This window comes from Variovorax sp. ISS6 (genome assembly GCF_056523145.1).
Genome location: NZ_JAWRZC010000001.1, coordinates 2065200 through 2081488, shown reverse-complemented (window position 1 = coordinate 2081488; position 16289 = coordinate 2065200). Strand labels below are relative to the sequence as shown.

Here is a 16289-nt window from a genome sequence, read left to right as displayed (position 1 = left end):
CGATGAAATACCTTCTCGTCCTCGCGGTGGTCTGGGTCGCGATCTGGCTCTGGCGCAAGAACCGCCGCGAAGAAATGCAGGAGCGCGCCGCCCGCGCGCCGCGTCCCGCCGCGCCGCCCGCGGTGGGCGCGCCGCAGGCGATGGTGCGCTGCGCGCATTGCGGCCTGCACCTGCCCGCGAGCGACGCGGTGCGCGGCGCCGACGGCACCCCCTTCTGCAGCGCCGCGCACCGGCAGCTCGCCGAGCGCGCCTGAACGGCGCCGCGCCGGCTTCGTCGCAGCGATGGGCAGCAGCTCCTCCCTCTGGGCCAGCGGCGAACCGGTCACCGACTGGGACGTGCTGGAACCCGGCGCGCGCGAGAGCGCCGCGCTGCTGCGGCTGTGGCGCGGCTTCATGGGCGCGCGCTGCTTCGTCGCGCTGGTGCTGGTGCTGCTGCAGGGCGTGAGCTTCGCGCTCGGCCAGACCATGCAGCCGGTGGCGGTGGCGCTGTCGGCGAGCTACCTCGCGGCGGCCGCGCTGGGCGCGCGCTACGTGCATTTCGAGCCACCGATGCGCGGTTTCGGCGCCACCTGGATGCTGAGCACCGGCATCGACCTCGCGGTCTTCGCGGCGCTGCAGGTCACGCAGGGCGGCAACATCAACTACACGCCGCTGTTCGCGCTGCCGGTGCTCATGAGCGCGGTGCTCGGCACGGTGATGGTGAGCATGGGCACCACCGCCGGCGTCACGCTGCTGCTGCTGGCCGATGCCGCCTGGCACTGGGCCCAGCAGCCCGGCGACTCGCCCGCGCGCTTCGTGCAGGCGGCGCTGACCGGCACCGGGCTGTTCGTGGTGGCGCTGCTGGCGCACGAGCTCGCGCGACGGCTGGCGCGCGAGGAAGCGGTGTCGCAACACAACCGCAGCAGCGCGCAGATGCAGGCGCAGGTCAACGACCTGGTGATCGAAACGCTGAGCGAAGGCGTGCTGGTGATCGATGCCGAGGGCCTGGTGCACGCGGCCAATCCGGCGGCCGACGCGATCCTGGGCCAGGGCCTGGGCCAGCTGCGGCTGCCCTTTCCGCTGCATGCCCAGCCAGCCTGGCATGCGCTGGCCGCGCTGGCGCGCCAGACCTATGCGCGCCGCGAGCCGCAGTCCGAGGAGATCCCGGTCGCGCAGGCGCGCGGGGCGGCGCGCGAGGTGCGCGTGCGCACCCGCCTCACGCCCTCGAGCGACCGCCGCATGGGCAGCCTGTGCGTGATGTTCCTGCAGGACCTGCGCGAGCTCGAGGCCCGCATCCGCACCGAGAAGCTGGCCGCCATGGGCCGCATGTCGGCCGCGGTGGCGCACGAGATCCGCAACCCGCTGGCGGCCATCACGCAGGCCAGCGCGCTGCTCAACGAGGACCTGACCGACCCCGCGCACCGCCAGCTCACGCACATGGTGCAGCACAACGCGCAGCGCCTCGCGCGCATCGTCGACGACGTGCTCGACGTCTCGCGCGCGCGCCAGCAGCGCGTGCTGTCGCTCGGCGAGCAGGTGGTGCTCGACCCCACGGTGCAGGCACTGACCGAGGAGTGGATGCGCCAGACCCGGCGCCAGGGCGTGACCCTCGCGCTCGACGCGCCGGGCGTCGAGGTGCGCTTCGACGTCGAGCATCTGCGCCGCCTGCTGGTGAACCTGCTCGACAACGCGGCGCGCTACGCGAGCCTGCGCGAGGGCGCGATCCAGGTCGTGACCACGCTGCAGCGCGCGGGCAGCCCGGGCCGGCCGACCTTGCAGGTCTGGAGCGACGGCGCACCGCTCGAGCCCGCGGTGCAGCGCCACCTGTTCGAACCCTTCTTCTCGTCGGAAAGCCGCTCGAGCGGACTCGGACTGTTCCTGTGCCGCGAGCTGTGCCGGCGCCATGGCGCGACCATCGGCTACGAGCGGCGCGCGCTGGCGGGCGAGGCGCCCGAGGGCAACGAATTCTTCGTCGGCTTCGCCGCGAGCGAAAACCGGCTGACACAATAGCGGCGTGAGCAGCTCCCATCCGCCCTCCCAGCGTCCCGCGCAGATCCTCGTCATCGACGACGAACCCGACCTTCGCACGCTCTACGAACTCACGCTGCTGCGCGAAGGCTACCGGGTCGAGGCCGCGGGCAGCGTCTCCGAAGCCTGGCAGCACCTCGAGGCCACGCGCTTCGACGCCGTGATCACCGACATGCGGCTGCCCGACGGCCAGGGCATGGAGATCATCCAGCGCATCCAGAAGAACCAGCGCAGCGAGCGCTGCGTCGTGATGACCGCCTACGGTTCGGCCGAGAACGCGGTCGAGGCGCTGAAGGCCGGCGCCTTCGACTACCTCACCAAGCCGGTTGACCTCAAGCAGTTCCGCGCGGTCGTCGCCTCCGCGGTGCAGGCGCAGCAACAGCAGCCGGTCGCTCAGGCCGCCCTACGTTCGGCCAAGGCTGCGGATGCCGGTGACGGCGCTCCGGCACTGGCGGCAGCGGGCAGCGCGGGCGCTTCCGCGCTCGAACGGCTGGTCGGCGATTCGGAACCGATGCGGCTCGTGAAGTCGCGCATCGCCAAGGTCGCGCGCGGCATGGCGCCGGTGCTGGTGCGCGGCGAATCGGGCACCGGCAAGGAACTGGTGGCGCGCGCGGTCCATGCCTGCAGCCAGCGCAGCGAAGGCCCCTTCGTCGCGGTGAACTGCGGCGCGATTCCCGAGAACCTGCTCGAGGCCGAATTCTTCGGCGCGCGCAAGGGCTCCTACACCGGCTCGGCGCAGGACCGCGACGGCTACTTCCAGGCCGCGCGCGGCGGCACGCTGTTCCTCGACGAGATCGGCGACCTGCCGCTGGCGATGCAGTCGAAGCTGCTGCGCGCGATCCAGGAACGCAGCGTGCGGCCGATCGGCTCCACGCAGGAGGACGCGGTCGACGTGCGCATCGTGAGCGCGACCCACAAGGATCTGCACGCCGAGGTGCAGGCCGGCCGCTTCCGGCAGGACCTGTTCTACCGGCTCAACGTGATCGAGATCGCGGTGCCCGCGCTGCGCGAGCGCCGCGAGGACCTGCCCGCGCTGTGCGTCGCGCTGCTCGCGCGCATCGCGCAGGACGGCGGGCTGCCCGCGCCGCGCCTGTCGGACGCGCTGCTGCGGCAGCTCGCGCAGCATCCGCTGCACGGCAACGTACGCGAGCTCGAGAACCTGCTGCACCGCGCGGTCGCGCTGTACGACGGCGACGAACTGCAGCTCGACCTGATGGATGGCGCGGGCAGCGGCGGCTGGATGGCGGCCGCGCCCGGACCCGCCGCGCCGCACGCCGCAGCGGCCGCGACGACCGCGGCAACCTCTCCACCCGAGGCTTTCGAAGCGAAGCCCGTCGTGGCCGCGCCCCCGCCCGCGCCGCGCCCCGTGGTACCCACGCCGCTGCCCTCCGATCTGCAGGCCTACCTCGATCAGCAGGAGCGCGAGATCCTCGTGCGCGCGCTGCACGAGAGCGGCTTCAACCGCACGGCCGCGGCCGCGCGCCTGGGCATGAGCCTGCGCCAGATCCGCTACCGCATCGCGCGCCTGGGCATCAGCACGCCCAACGGCGACGATGGCGCGAGCAGCCATGTCGACGACTGAAGACGGCGCGCTCGGCCCCAAGGACGATGCGCTCTGGCGCGACGGCTGGTACCGCTTCGCGAAGGCGCTGCCCTCGCCCAACTTCGGGCCGCGCCCCGCGGCTGCGCGCGCGCGCATCGACCTCGTGGTGCTGCATTCGATCAGCCTGCCGCCCGGCGAGTACGGCGGCGACGCGGTGCAGCAACTGTTCACCAACCGGCTCGACTGGGACGCGCATCCTTACTTCGAAAGCATTCGCGGGCTCGAGGTGTCCTCGCATTTCTACGTGCGCCGCAACGGCGAGCTCTGGCAGTTCGTGAGCGGCGACGACCGCGCATGGCATGCGGGCTTGTCGTCGTGGCGCGGCCGGGACAACTGCAACGACGACTCGATCGGCATCGAGCTCGAGGGCCTCGAGGGCGGGCCGTTCGAGGACGCGCAGTACGAGACGCTCGCGAGCCTCGCCGCGGCGATCGCGCAGCACTATCCGATCGCGCACATCGCGGGCCACGAGCACATCGCACCGGGCCGCAAGCAGGATCCCGGCGCCGGCTTCGACTGGCACCGGCTGCGCGATCACCTCGGCTGGGGTCCACACATGTTTCCCTCGCAGGTGGTGGATCGCTAATTTTTTCAATCGATGCGCGCCGTGCGATGCGCTGGAATCGCGGTGCAGCAATCGCTCCATTCGCAAACGCGATGCGTAGCAACCATGCGCCTTGCAGGCCCAAATCGGCTCGGAAGCCGCATGGGGCGCGGGTTGCGAGAGGATGAGCCAGTGTTCATGCGGCAAAGATGGCCGCGAATCACGAAAACTGTTTTCCTCTCCCTCTTGAAGGCTGAAGGAAAACGCTACATCTAGTGGGTTGTACACCCCCTGCACCCTAGATATAGTGTCTCCCGGCCGGCCTCAGCGCCGACGAAGCGGCCCCAGCAGCGCCGCTCATCCAACAAGAATTTTGCCAACCGAGAGGAAGCGAATGCAAACAGCACTGAACACACCCACCGCCGCGCGTGCCATCCCCTCCACGCCGCCCCAGTCCCCCCGCGACACCGCCGGTTCGCCCACCGGACAGAACCTCGCGCACTACCAGATCATCCGCCGCAACGGCGCCGTGGTCCCGTTCGAGCCGAACAAGATCGCGATCGCGATGATGAAGGCCTTCCTGGCCGTGCACGGCACCCAGGGTGCGGCCTCGGCCAGCGTGCGCGAGACCGTCGACGCGCTGACCCAGGCCGTCGTGAAGGCGCTGGTGCGCTCGCGTCCGGGCGGCGGCACCTTCCACATCGAGGACGTGCAGGACCAGGTCGAACTGGGCCTGATGCGCGGCGGCCACCAGGAAGTGGCGCGCGCCTATGTGCTCTACCGCGAGCGCCGCACCCAGGAACGCGCGAAGCAGGGCGAGCAGGAAGCCCAGATCGCGGCCCCCGCGCTGCACGTGCTGGACCGCGGCGAACGCGTCGCGCTCGACGTCAGCGAACTCAAGGGCCTGATCGAATCGGCCTGCCAGGGCCTGGGCGACAGCATCACGGCCGCGCCGATCGTGGCCGAGACCATGCGCAACCTGTACGACGGCGTGCCGCTCGACGAGGTCTACAAGGCCTCGATCCTCGCGGCCCGCACGCTGATCGAGAAGGATCCCGACTACACCTTCGCCACCGCGCGCCTGCTGCTGCACACGATCTTCAAGGAGATCGTCGGCCGCGAAGTCATGCCCGCCGACCGCGCCACCGCCTACGCCGACTACTTCCCCTCGTTCATCAAGAAGGGCGTCGAGAACGAGCTGCTCGACGAGAAGCTGCTGCAGTACGACCTGCCCCGCCTGGGCGCGGCGCTGAAGGCCGAGCGCGACAACCAGTTCGACTACCTCGGCCTGCAGACCCTGTACGACCGCTACTTCCTGCACGTGCGCAAGAACCGCATCGAGCTGCCGCAGGCCTTCTTCATGCGCGTCTCGATGGGCCTGGCGCTCAACGAGATCGACCGCGAAGCCCGCGCCATCGAGTTCTACGAAGTGCTGTCGTCCTTCGACTTCATGTCGAGCACGCCGACGCTGTTCAACAGCGGCACGCTGCGCTCGCAGCTGTCGAGCTGCTACCTGACCACCGTGCCCGACGACCTCGACGGCATCTACGAGTCGATCAAGGAAAACGCGCTGCTCTCGAAGTTCGCGGGCGGCCTGGGCAACGACTGGACCCGCGTGCGCGCGCTCGGCAGCCACATCAAGGGCACGAACGGCGAATCGCAGGGCGTGGTGCCCTTCCTCAAGGTGGTGAACGACACCGCCGTGGCCGTGAACCAGGGCGGCAAGCGCAAGGGCGCCGTCTGCACGTACCTCGAGACCTGGCACCTCGACATCGAGGAGTTCCTGGAGCTGCGCAAGAACACCGGCGACGACCGCCGCCGCACGCACGACATGAACACCGCCAACTGGATCCCCGACCTGTTCATGCGCCGCGTGATGGAAAAGGGTTCCTGGACGCTGTTCTCGCCCTCGAACGTGCCCGACCTGCACGACCTGTTCGGCGCCGACTTCGAGAAGGCCTACGTCGCCTACGAAGAGAAGGCCGCGCGCGGCGAGATCAAGCCCAGCCGCACCGTGCAGGCCACCGACCTGTGGCGCAAGATGCTCACGATGCTGTTCGAGACCGGCCATCCCTGGATCACGTTCAAGGACGCCTGCAACGTGCGCTCGCCGCAGCAGCACGCCGGCGTGGTGCACTCGTCGAACCTCTGCACCGAGATCACGCTGAACACCAGCGACACCGAAACCGCGGTCTGCAACCTCGGCTCGGTCAACCTGCTGCAGCATCTGAAGGACGGCAAGGTCGACCAGGAGAAGCTCAAGAAGACGATCTCGACCGCGATGCGCATGCTCGACAACGTGATCGACATCAACTACTACGCCGTGAAGAAGGCACGCGACTCGAACCTGCGCCACCGTCCGGTCGGCCTGGGCCTGATGGGCTTCCAGGACGCGCTGTACGACCTGCGTATTCCTTACGCCTCGCAGGAAGCCGTGCAATTCGCCGACGAATCGATGGAAGCGATCTGCTACCACGCCTACTGGGCCTCGACCGAGCTGGCGCGCGAACGCGGCAAGTACTCGAGCTACAAGGGCTCGCTGTGGGACAAGGGCATCCTGCCGATCGACTCGCTCGACCTGCTCGAGAAGGCACGCGGCGGCTACGTCGAGGTCGACCGCTCGGCCACGCTCGACTGGGACGCGCTGCGCGCCAAGATCAAGGCCGACGGCATGCGCAATTCGAACTGCGTGGCCATCGCCCCGACCGCGACCATCTCGAACATCATCGGCGTGGACGCCTCGATCGAACCGTGCTTCGGCAACCTCTCGGTCAAGTCGAACCTGTCGGGCGAATTCACCGTGATCAACCACTACCTGGTGCGCGACCTCAAGCGCCTGGGCCTGTGGGACGACGTGATGGTGATGGACCTGAAGCACTTCGACGGCTCGCTGCGTCCCATCGACCGCGTGCCGCAGGACGTGAAGGCGCTCTACGCCACCGCGTTCGAAGTCGAGACGACGTGGCTGGTGGAAGCCGCCGCGCGCCGCCAGAAGTGGATCGACCAGGCGCAGTCGCTGAACATCTACATGGCCGGCGCCTCGGGCAAGAAGCTCGACGACACCTACAAGCTCGCATGGCTGCGCGGCCTGAAGACCACCTACTACCTGCGCACGCAGAGCGCGACGCACGCCGAGAAGTCGACGGTGCAGTCGGGCCGCCTCAACGCGGTGTCCTCGGGCAGCGACGCACCGTCGGGCATGAGCGCACTCGAGGCCGCGGCCGCCGCGGCGAAGGCACAGATGAGCGCGATCCCCGCGACCGACATTGCCTTCTGCGGCGTCGACGATCCGACCTGCGAAGCCTGCCAGTGATGCACGCAGCGCACCGCGAACACAGCGCGGTGCGCTGCGCGACGAAGCGTGAGGCGCATGCGATGTCGTGCGATGACGGAGGCCGGTTGAAGGCATTGACCGACATCGCGCGATGCATGCGAGCAACATAACAACCACATAAATGGAGTGCGATGTGAACGAGCACTTTGCAACTCACATCGTTGCTCGGATAATTTGAGCATTGGATTTTTCTATGTTGACCTGGGACGAAGAAGTCAAGCCCTCCTTGCCAAAGGACATGCAACAAGGTTTGCAGCATCACGCATCGACCGGCGTCGCCGCCGGCCGTGCGGATGTGTCGGCTTCATCGATGGCACAACCTTCGCTGCAACCCGTGCAGCAGCCTGCCCGCCAGGCCGCGCCCGCATCCGCCGGCGCCAGCGCTCCGGCTGAAACGCGCCGCGTCAGGGCCGCCGACAAGCGCATCATCAACGGCGAGACCGACGTCAACCAGCTGGTCCCGTTCAAGTACAAGTGGGCGTGGGAAAAGTACCTCGCCACCTGCGCCAACCACTGGATGCCGCAGGAAGTGAACATGACGCGCGACATCGCGCTGTGGAAAGACCCGAACGGCCTGACCGAAGACGAGCGCCGCATCGTCAAGCGCAACCTCGGCTTCTTCGTCACCGCCGACTCGCTGGCCGCCAACAACATCGTGCTGGGCACCTACCGCCACATCACGGCCCCCGAATGCCGCCAGTTCCTGCTGCGCCAGGCCTTCGAGGAAGCGATCCACACGCACGCCTACCAGTACATCGTCGAGTCGCTGGGCCTGGACGAGAGCGAGATCTTCAACGCCTACAACGAGGTGCCGTCGATCCGCGAGAAGGACCAGTTCCTGATTCCGTTCATCGACGCGATCAGCGACCCGAACTTCAAGACCGGCACGCACGAGACCGACCAGACGCTGCTCAAGTCGCTGATCGTGTTCGCCTGCCTGATGGAAGGCCTCTTCTTCTACGTCGGCTTCACGCAGATCCTCGCGCTGGGCCGCCAGAACAAGATGACCGGCGCCGCCGAGCAGTACCAGTACATCCTGCGCGACGAGTCGATGCACTGCAACTTCGGCATCGACCTGATCAACCAGCTCAAGCTCGAGAACCCCGGCCTCTGGACGGCAGAGTTCAAGGCCGAGATCAAGGCGCTGTTCATGCGCGCCGTCGAGCTCGAATACAAGTACGCCGAAGACACCATGCCCCGTGGCGTGCTCGGCATGAACGCCTCCATGTTCAAGGGCTATCTGCGCTACATCGCCAACCGGCGCGCGCAGCAGATCGGCCTCGAAACGCTCTTCCCGAACGAGGAAAATCCGTTCCCGTGGATGAGCGAGATGATTGACCTGAAGAAAGAGCGCAATTTCTTCGAGACCCGCGTGATCGAATACCAATCGGGTGGTGCGCTCTCCTGGGATTGAATATTTCGATAACAATAAATGAATTCAAGAATTGCTCTTGCCACCGACCGCGCCGAAGAGCGCGGCATGGACGAGGGCTCAGGTGTTCATGGTGCTGGAGCACGGAATCCAACGCCATGAATCGCTCCAGCGCTACCAACATGCGCGGAGTGCTTCAATAGGTTGATTTTTTCAACTTGATCAAGGAGAAAACAGAAATGGCAACTGCAAAGAAAGCACCGGCTAAGAAAGCCGCAGCGAAGAAGGCTCCGGCCAAGAAGGTCGTAGCGAAGAAGGCCCCGGCCAAGAAGGTCGCCGCCAAGAAGGCTCCGGCCAAGAAGGTCGCTGCCAAGAAGGCTCCGGCCAAGAAGGTCGCTGCCAAGAAGGTAGCCGCGAAGAAGGTCGTCGCGAAGAAGGCACCGGCGAAGAAGGCAGCTCCGGCCAAGAAGGCCGCAGCGAAGAAGGCACCGGCGAAGAAGGCCGCTGCCAAGAAGGCGCCTGCGAAGAAGGCTGCCGCCAAGAAGGCCCCTGCCAAGAAGGCTGCGGCCAAGAAAGCCGCGAAGAAGCCTGCTGCCAAGCCTGCCGCTGCTGCCAAGAAGCCTGCTGCGAAGAAGGCTGCCAAGGCGCCCGCCAAGGCTGCCGCTGCGCCCGCCCCCGCTGCGCAGACGACGCTGAATCCCCAGGCAGCCTGGCCGTTCCCCACGGCCAGCAAGCCCTGAGTTTTCTCGGCAGCCCTGAAAAGGCATCAAGCCCGGCACCGCAAGGTGTCGGGCTTTTTCATTGGGCAAAGACGATCGCGAAACGACGAGGCGGCGGCATCCGCCGCCGCGCCATCGCCCGTCAAGCCAGGCCGAGTGCCTGGCGATCGACCTGGTAGTTCTGCGGGCCGCGCTGCGCGATCTTGAGCGCGCCGACCTGGTTGCCGAGCGCCGCGCACTGCGCGAGCGGCCAGCCCTTTTCCAGACCGAACAACAGCGCGCCGCGCCATGCATCGCCGCAGCCCGTGGGCTCGACCACCGCGGTCGGCACCACGCCCGGCACGTGCTCGCGCTCGCCGTTCGTCCACACCTCGCAACCCTCGGCCGCGAGCGTGACCACGAGGCCCTGCACGCGCTGCGAGATCTCCGCCAGGCTCCAGCCCGTGCGCTGCGAGAGCATCTTGCCCTCGTAGTCGTTGACCACCACCCAGCTCGCGAGCTCGACGAAATGCTTGAGCGCCTCGCCGTCGAACATCGGCAGGCCCTGGCCCGGATCGAACACGAAGGGAATGCCGGCGGCCGCGAACTGCTCGGCGTGCTGCAGCATCGCCTCGCGCCCATCGGGCGCGACGATGCCGAGCCGGATGTCCTCGCGCGCCGCGACCTTCGTGACGTGGGCCTGCTGCATCGCGCCCGGATGGAAGGCCGTGATCTGGTTGTTGTCGGCGTCGTTCATGATCATCGCCTGCGCGGTGAAGGTGTCGTCGAGCTGGCGCACGAACTCCGTGCTGATGCCCAGCGAACGCATGCGCTCGATGTAGTCGGCGCCGTCGCTGCCCAGCGTGGCCATCGGCAGCGCCGTGCCGCCGAGCGCGTTGAGGCTGTAGGCGATGTTGCCGGCGCAGCCACCGAAGTCGCGGCGCAGGCCCGGCACCAGGAAGGACACGTTGAGGATGTGCAACTGGTCCGGGAGGATCTGGTCGGCGAACCGGCCCTCGAAGGTCATGATGGTGTCGAAGGCGAGGGAACCGCAAATCACTGCTGCCATGGGCTGATCCGTTGAGGTGAGAGAAAAGAAAAGAAGGCGCGGGCGCGCAACCGGCGGCTCGCCAGGCGCCTAGGGATAGAAGGCCTCGACACGATAGCCTGCGATCGGCGGCAGAGCCGCGGCCTCGGGCCCCGTCAGCGTCATCGGCAGCGAGGCCACGCGTTCGCCGCGTGCCGCGAGCACCGCAGGCGCGCCATAGTCCGCCGGCGAGAGCACGCGCCGCACGACGGCTCGCTCCTGCGTATCGAGCAGCACCAGTTCGATCGACGGCATCGCGAGCGGCACCGCGGCATTGCTGCGCAGGTTGAAGCTGAAGCGGTAGTCGTTGCCGCCGCTCTTCTCGCGCGCGAAGGCGGCGCCCTCGATGACGATGTCTCCGATGCGGCGCAGCGGCGCGAGCTCGCAGCCCGTCGCCTGGCACAGCGCGGCCAGCGCGGGACGCAGCGAGGGCTGGCGCGCGACGATGCCGTCGCGCTCGTGCCGCAGGACCTGCACGACCAGCAGCAGGCCCGCGATCGCCGCGAGCGCGATCAGCCCGCGCCGCTTGCCGATGCGCTGCCAGAAGGGCTTCGGTCGATCGTCTCTTTCGTCGTCGTCGATCTCGTCGGCGAAACGGTGCGCCGCGCGTTCCTCGGTCTCGTCCGCCGCGTCGAGCACGGAGGCGAAGGGCAGCAGCGCAGGGTCATCGCTCTTCGCGCGCTCCTCCGGTTCGCCGCGTTCGTCGCGCGCCTTGGCGCTGGCGGCGATCTTGGCCGACTTGGCGCGCGCCCGGCGCAGCGCCTTCTGCATCTGCAGCCGGTCCTTGTCGTCGCCTTCCTCGGGCGCATCGGCGTCGTCGCGCTCGAGCTCGGCGTCCTCGTCGCTGTCTTCGTCGGACCCGGAACGGCGCAGCGTCGCGAAGCCCGCGGGCTTTTCATTCGACGGGATCGCGGGCGCGCTGGAACGGCGCGTCCACACCGCGGGCAGTGGCGGTGCCGGCGAGGGCGGCGACGATGGCGGTGCGGCGAGATCGAGATCGATGTCGGGAAACGGTGGCAGCGAGCTCGGCGGCGGCCGCCATTGCGGCTCGCGCACCTCGAGGTCGGACCAGGGCTCGTCGGCGACGATGCCGTGCGCGGGCGGCGCGAAGTCCGCGCTTTCGCGCGTGTCCATGGCCGGCGGCGGCGCGGGCGCAACGGGCGGCATCGGCTCGGCGCCTGGCGGCGGCGGCGCTTCCTCGCCGACCTCGTCATCGAGGAAGTCGGCCTCCTCGACGCGGGGCGGGACGGGCGAATTCGCATCGTCCGCGACACCCGATTCATCGGGCCGAGTATCCGGCGTACCAGCCGGCATCGGAGCCGGCGCCGGCGGCATCTGCTGCATCGGCGGCGGCGCGACGCCGGCCGCATCCGGCGTCTCCTGCAGGTCGAGCGTCGCATCGAACACGTGGCTGCAGCGACCGCAACGCACCCACCCGTCCGAGATCCGGAGCTGGTCGCGCACCACCTTGAAGGTGGTGGCGCAGGCGGGGCAACGCGTGACGAGGCTCATGAGGGGGCGATTGTAGGGTTGGGCCCTCGGCGCGACGCGATGCCGGCGGCGCCGTTTGCGCCGGAGAAAGCCCCCGGCGCGAGCGCGTTCAGCGGCGTGCCGTCATGAGGATCCAGCCGTCCTCGCTGTCGCTGACTTCGAGCGCCACATAGGGCGCGTAGGCTTCCTTCAGCTCGTCGGCCTGGCGCTCGAGGATGCCGGCGAGCACCAGCGAGCCACCGGGCGCCACGCGCTCGCACAGCAGCGGCGCGAGCACCTTGAGCGGGGTCGCGAGGATGTTCGCGAGCACCGTGCCGTACTGACCCTGCGCCGCTTCGGGCAGGCCCGCGTCGAGCGTCACGCCGTTGGCCTCGGCGTTGAGGCGCGTCGAACTCACGGCGGCCTCGTCGATGTCGACCGCGTCGATCTCGCTCGCACCGTACTTCGCGGCACCGATGGCCAGGATGCCGGAGCCGCAACCGTAGTCGAGCACGCGCTGGCCCGCGAGCGCACCGCGGGTCGCGATCCAGCGCAGGCACATGCGCGTGGTGGGATGGGTGCCGGTGCCGAAGGCCAGGCCCGGATCGAGCCGGATCACCTGCGTCGCCTGCGCGGGCGCCTCGTGCCAGCTCGGCACGATCCAGAACTCGGGCGTGATCTCGACCGGCGCGAACTGCGACTGCGTGAGCCGCACCCAGTCCTGGTCCTGCAGCTCGGCGATGCCCAGCAGCGTGCAGCCTTCGAAGAAGTCCTGCAGCGCGAGCACCGAGCCCGCGTCGCGCGCCAGTTCCTCGGTGGCGAACAGCGCGATCACGCGCGAGCGCTGCCAGCCCTCCTTGGGCGGCGGCATGCCGGGTTCGCCGAACAGCGCCTGCTCGGCGTCGGTCTGCGCGTCGGCATCCTCGACCGAGATGCTCAGTGCGTCGAGCGCATCGAGCGCGTCGCCGAGGGTCTCGATGCGTTCCTCGGGGGCCAGCAGGCGGAGTTCGAACATGGCGGGCAGGGACGGCTCAGCGCTTGTGCGCGGCCAGCCACTCTTCGAGGTAGTGGATGTTGGTGCCGCCGGCCATGAACTTGGCGTCGACCATCAGCTCGCGGTGCAGCGGGATGTTGGTCTGGATGCCTTCGATCACGGTCTCGTTGAGCGCGGTGCGCATGCGCGCCATGGCCTGCTCGCGGGTGTCGCCGAAGACGATGATCTTGCCGATCATCGAGTCGTAGTTGGGCGGCACGAAGTAGTTGGTGTACGCATGCGAATCCACGCGCACGCCCGGGCCACCCGGCGGGTGCCACATCGTGATGCGGCCCGGCGACGGCGTGAACTTCCACGCGTCCTCGGCGTTGATGCGGCACTCGATCGCGTGGCCGTGCATCTGGATCTGGCGCTGCGTGAACGGCAGCTTCTCGCCGGCCGCCACCATGATCTGCGTCTTGACGATGTCGATGCCGGTCGTGAGCTCGGTCACCGGATGCTCCACCTGCACGCGGGTGTTCATCTCGATGAAGTAGAACTCGCCGTTCTCGTAGAGGAACTCGAAGGTGCCGGCGCCGCGGTAGCCGATCTTCTTGCAGGCGGCCGCGCAGCGTTCGCCGATCTTCTCGATCAGCTTGCGCGGAATGCCCGGCGCGGGCGATTCCTCGATCACCTTCTGGTGACGGCGCTGCATCGAGCAGTCGCGCTCGCCGAGGTAGACCGCGTTGCGGTGCTTGTCGGCCAGCACCTGGATCTCGACGTGGCGCGGGTTCTGGAGGAACTTCTCCATGTAGACCGAGGGATTGTTGAAGGCCGCCGCGGCCTCCGCCTTGGTCATCTGGATCGCGTTGATCAGCGCGGCCTCGGTATGGACCACGCGCATGCCGCGGCCACCGCCGCCGCCCGCGGCCTTGATGATCACCGGGTAGCCGATGGCGCGCGCGATGCGCTTGTTGGCCGTGGCGTCGTCGGAGAGCTCGCCGTCGGAACCGGGCACGCAGGGCACGCCGGCCTTGATCATGGCCTGCTTGGCCGAGACCTTGTCGCCCATGGTGCGGATGTTCTCGGGCGTCGGCCCGATGAACTGGAAGCCGCTCTGCTCGACGCGCTCGGCGAAGTTGGCGTTCTCGCTCAGGAAGCCGTAGCCGGGATGGATCGCCTCGGCATCGGTCACTTCGGCCGCCGAGATGATGGCCGGCATGTTGAGGTAGCTCTGCGCCGAGGGCGCGGGGCCGATGCAGACGGCCTCCTCGGCCAGCTTGACGTACTTGGCGTCGCGGTCGGCCTCGGAATAGACCATCACGGCCTTGATGCCGAGTTCGCTGCACGCGCGCTGGATGCGCAGCGCGATCTCGCCGCGGTTGGCGACCAGGATCTTCTTGAACATGGTCACTCGATGATGAACAGCGGCTGGCCGTATTCGACCGCCTGACCGTTTTCTCCGAGGATCTGGGTGACCGTGCCGGCCTTGTCGGCCTCGATTTCGTTGAGGATCTTCATCGCCTCGATGATGCAGAGCGTGTCGCCCTCGTTGACCTTGCTGCCGACCTCGACGAAGGACGGAGCGCCCGGGCTCGCGGCGCGGTAGAAGGTACCGACCATCGGCGACTTCACGGCATGGCCGGCTGGAGCGGCTTCGGCCACCGGGGCGGCGGCAGGCGCTGCAGCACCGGCGGGCGCTGCGACCGGTGCCGCGGCGGGCGCCGCCGCCAGGGTCTGCACGTACTGGACGGGCGCGGCACCGCCACCCTTGACGATGCGGACCTTGCCCTCGGTTTCAGTGATTTCCAGCTCGGAAATATTCGATTCGGACACCAGATCGATCAGTGTCTTGAGTTTGCGCAGATCCATGGGACTCCAGTGCCGGGTTTTCCGGTTATTAGGATACAACTAGGCCGAACATCGTTGATTGTCGGCTTTCGGCGGTTAACGCCGACCTGTGTATCTAATTCTAACTGTGAACGAGTTCACGTCGCCAACCCTCCAGGTCGGCCTCTTCGAGCTTGCCCATTTTACGGGCCGCCACCGACCCATCGGCGTTCAGCACCAGCGTGAACGGCAGGCCGCCGCCGGTATTGCCGAGATTCTTGACCAGTTCGGTGCCCTGCAAACCAGCCAATCCGGTCGGATAGGTGACCGGCGTGCGCTGCAGGAACTTGCGCACGGAGCTCGGCTGATCGATCGCCAAGCCCACGACTTGCCAGCCGTTGGCACCATGATCGCGGAAGAAGCGATCGATCATCGGCATTTCCTCCACGCACGGCGGGCACCAGGTGGCCCAGAAGTTGAGCAGCAGCGGCTTGCCGCGCAAACTGGTCATGGCGAGTTCGCCGCCTTCGGGCCGCTCGAAACGCTGGGCCCAGAAATCGGCCCCGAGCATTTCGCCGGCCGTTCCGCTGCCACGATGGCGCCACCAGGCGCCGCCCAGGCCGGCCGCGGCAGCCGCCACCGCCACGCCGCCATACAACAGGCCGCGTCGTGTGGCCGAAGAAGTCATCCGTTGTCCTTTTCTCTTTCGATCAGCCGCCGCAGCGCCGCCAGATCGCCACGCGGCGAACGGCCCTGGGCGTCGGGCTTGAGCGCGCCGCGCAGGTCGTCGAGGTCGTAGACCAGCAGGTGCACGCCGATTTCCTCGCCGAGGGCCCGGCTCGGCGCATGCACGCTCAAGGCCTCGACCTGCTCGCCATGGAAGCCGGTCACCATGCGCGGCTCGTAGTCCACGTGATGGTCGATCAGCGCGATCTCGGCCGACTTCGAATCATCGCAGAACAATTGAATATAAATGTCTGACAGTCGGGTGGCCGTGCCGTGCCAGACGGCACCGCCGACATGGGGCCGGAACGCCGCCATGCGCTCCATCCATTCGAGGGCCAGCATCCGCAGCGCATGGAGTTCCTTGGGCTGGGTGTCGGCGCAGAACAGGGCGATGTAGTCGCGCACCTCGGCCTCGACCTCGTCGTTGTTCGGCAGCGCGGTGCGCGCCGAGAGCCCCAGGTCGCGCAGCGCCCGGCGCTTGGCCGGGCCGTATTCGAGCCCCTCCTCGACCACGAGACGGGCGGCGGAGGCAGCAATTTCGCGCTTGGACGTGTCCATCGAGGCATTTTGCCCGCAGAGCATGGTCCGTACGATGAACATCAGTACCGCGGCCAAGGCCGTGGCCTCGGGCCCGGACGATCGGCC

General features: G+C 68.0%; 14 protein-coding genes. 7 read left to right on the top strand and 7 right to left on the bottom strand.

Translation table 11 applies throughout. The features are described 5' to 3' along the window. Nucleotides 1-2: 2 nt before the first annotated feature. The 7 genes from AC1HIL_RS09545 to AC1HIL_RS09515 all read left to right on the top strand — a co-directional run bounded on the left by AC1HIL_RS09545 (nt 3) and on the right by AC1HIL_RS09515 (nt 9600). A complete protein-coding gene (locus AC1HIL_RS09545; protein WP_261211288.1) occupies nt 3-254 on the top strand; it encodes a PP0621 family protein in 252 nt (83 codons plus the stop codon). Between the two features lie 28 nt (nt 255-282). Next, a complete protein-coding gene (locus AC1HIL_RS09540; protein ID WP_422098003.1) occupies nt 283-1989 on the top strand; it encodes a two-component system sensor histidine kinase NtrB in 1707 nt (568 codons plus the stop codon). Between the two features lie 4 nt (nt 1990-1993). Then, on the top strand, nt 1994-3589 hold the full coding sequence (locus tag AC1HIL_RS09535; protein ID WP_479671678.1) for a sigma-54-dependent transcriptional regulator: 1596 nt from the start codon (nt 1994-1996) through the stop codon (nt 3587-3589). Beyond that, the gene (ampD, locus tag AC1HIL_RS09530) at nt 3576-4196 is read left to right on the top strand and encodes a 1,6-anhydro-N-acetylmuramyl-L-alanine amidase AmpD (protein WP_261211293.1); all 621 of its coding nucleotides are present in this window, start codon (nt 3576-3578) and stop codon (nt 4194-4196) included. Before AC1HIL_RS09535 ends, ampD begins: the two co-directional genes overlap by 14 nt. Nucleotides 4197-4548: 352 nt before the next feature. Then, nucleotides 4549-7467 (top strand): ribonucleoside-diphosphate reductase subunit alpha, encoded by a 2919-nt coding sequence (locus AC1HIL_RS09525; protein ID WP_057591137.1) that lies wholly within the window; start codon nt 4549-4551, stop codon nt 7465-7467. 214 nt (nt 7468-7681) lie between these two features. Beyond that, the gene (locus AC1HIL_RS09520) at nt 7682-8902 is read left to right on the top strand and encodes a ribonucleotide-diphosphate reductase subunit beta (RefSeq protein WP_057591138.1); all 1221 of its coding nucleotides are present in this window, start codon (nt 7682-7684) and stop codon (nt 8900-8902) included. 197 nt (nt 8903-9099) lie between these two features. Next, nucleotides 9100-9600, top strand: a complete 501-nt coding sequence (locus AC1HIL_RS09515; RefSeq protein ID WP_082321630.1) for a histone H1-like DNA-binding protein — start codon at nt 9100-9102, stop codon at nt 9598-9600. Nucleotides 9601-9721: 121 nt separating this feature from the next. Here AC1HIL_RS09515 and AC1HIL_RS09510 read toward each other — a convergent pair whose 3' ends face one another. The 7 genes from AC1HIL_RS09510 to AC1HIL_RS09480 form a co-directional block, all read right to left on the bottom strand. Continuing rightward, nucleotides 9722-10627 carry a carbohydrate kinase family protein gene (locus tag AC1HIL_RS09510; protein ID WP_057591141.1) on the bottom strand — a complete coding sequence of 302 codons (906 nt, stop codon included), beginning with the start codon at nt 10625-10627 and terminating at the stop codon, nt 9722-9724. Between the two features lie 69 nt (nt 10628-10696). After that, a complete protein-coding gene (locus tag AC1HIL_RS09505) occupies nt 10697-12157 on the bottom strand; it encodes a zinc-ribbon and DUF3426 domain-containing protein (protein ID WP_479671677.1) in 1461 nt (486 codons plus the stop codon). 88 nt (nt 12158-12245) lie between these two features. After that, nucleotides 12246-13130, bottom strand: coding sequence for a 50S ribosomal protein L11 methyltransferase (prmA, locus tag AC1HIL_RS09500; protein ID WP_422098007.1), 885 nt, complete (start codon nt 13128-13130; stop codon nt 12246-12248). A 16-nt stretch (nt 13131-13146) separates the two neighbouring features. Next, on the bottom strand, nt 13147-14496 hold the full coding sequence (gene accC, locus AC1HIL_RS09495) for an acetyl-CoA carboxylase biotin carboxylase subunit (RefSeq protein WP_057591146.1): 1350 nt from the start codon (nt 14494-14496) through the stop codon (nt 13147-13149). A gap of 2 nt (nt 14497-14498) precedes the next feature. Beyond that, on the bottom strand, nt 14499-14960 hold the full coding sequence (gene accB, locus AC1HIL_RS09490; protein WP_057591148.1) for an acetyl-CoA carboxylase biotin carboxyl carrier protein: 462 nt from the start codon (nt 14958-14960) through the stop codon (nt 14499-14501). A 100-nt stretch (nt 14961-15060) separates the two neighbouring features. Continuing rightward, nucleotides 15061-15606, bottom strand: a complete 546-nt coding sequence (locus AC1HIL_RS09485) for a TlpA family protein disulfide reductase (protein WP_479671676.1) — start codon at nt 15604-15606, stop codon at nt 15061-15063. Continuing rightward, nucleotides 15603-16202 carry a hypothetical protein gene (locus AC1HIL_RS09480; protein ID WP_057591151.1) on the bottom strand — a complete coding sequence of 200 codons (600 nt, stop codon included), beginning with the start codon at nt 16200-16202 and terminating at the stop codon, nt 15603-15605. The genes AC1HIL_RS09485 and AC1HIL_RS09480 overlap by 4 nt, the downstream gene beginning before the upstream one ends. Nucleotides 16203-16289: the final 87 nt, after the last annotated feature.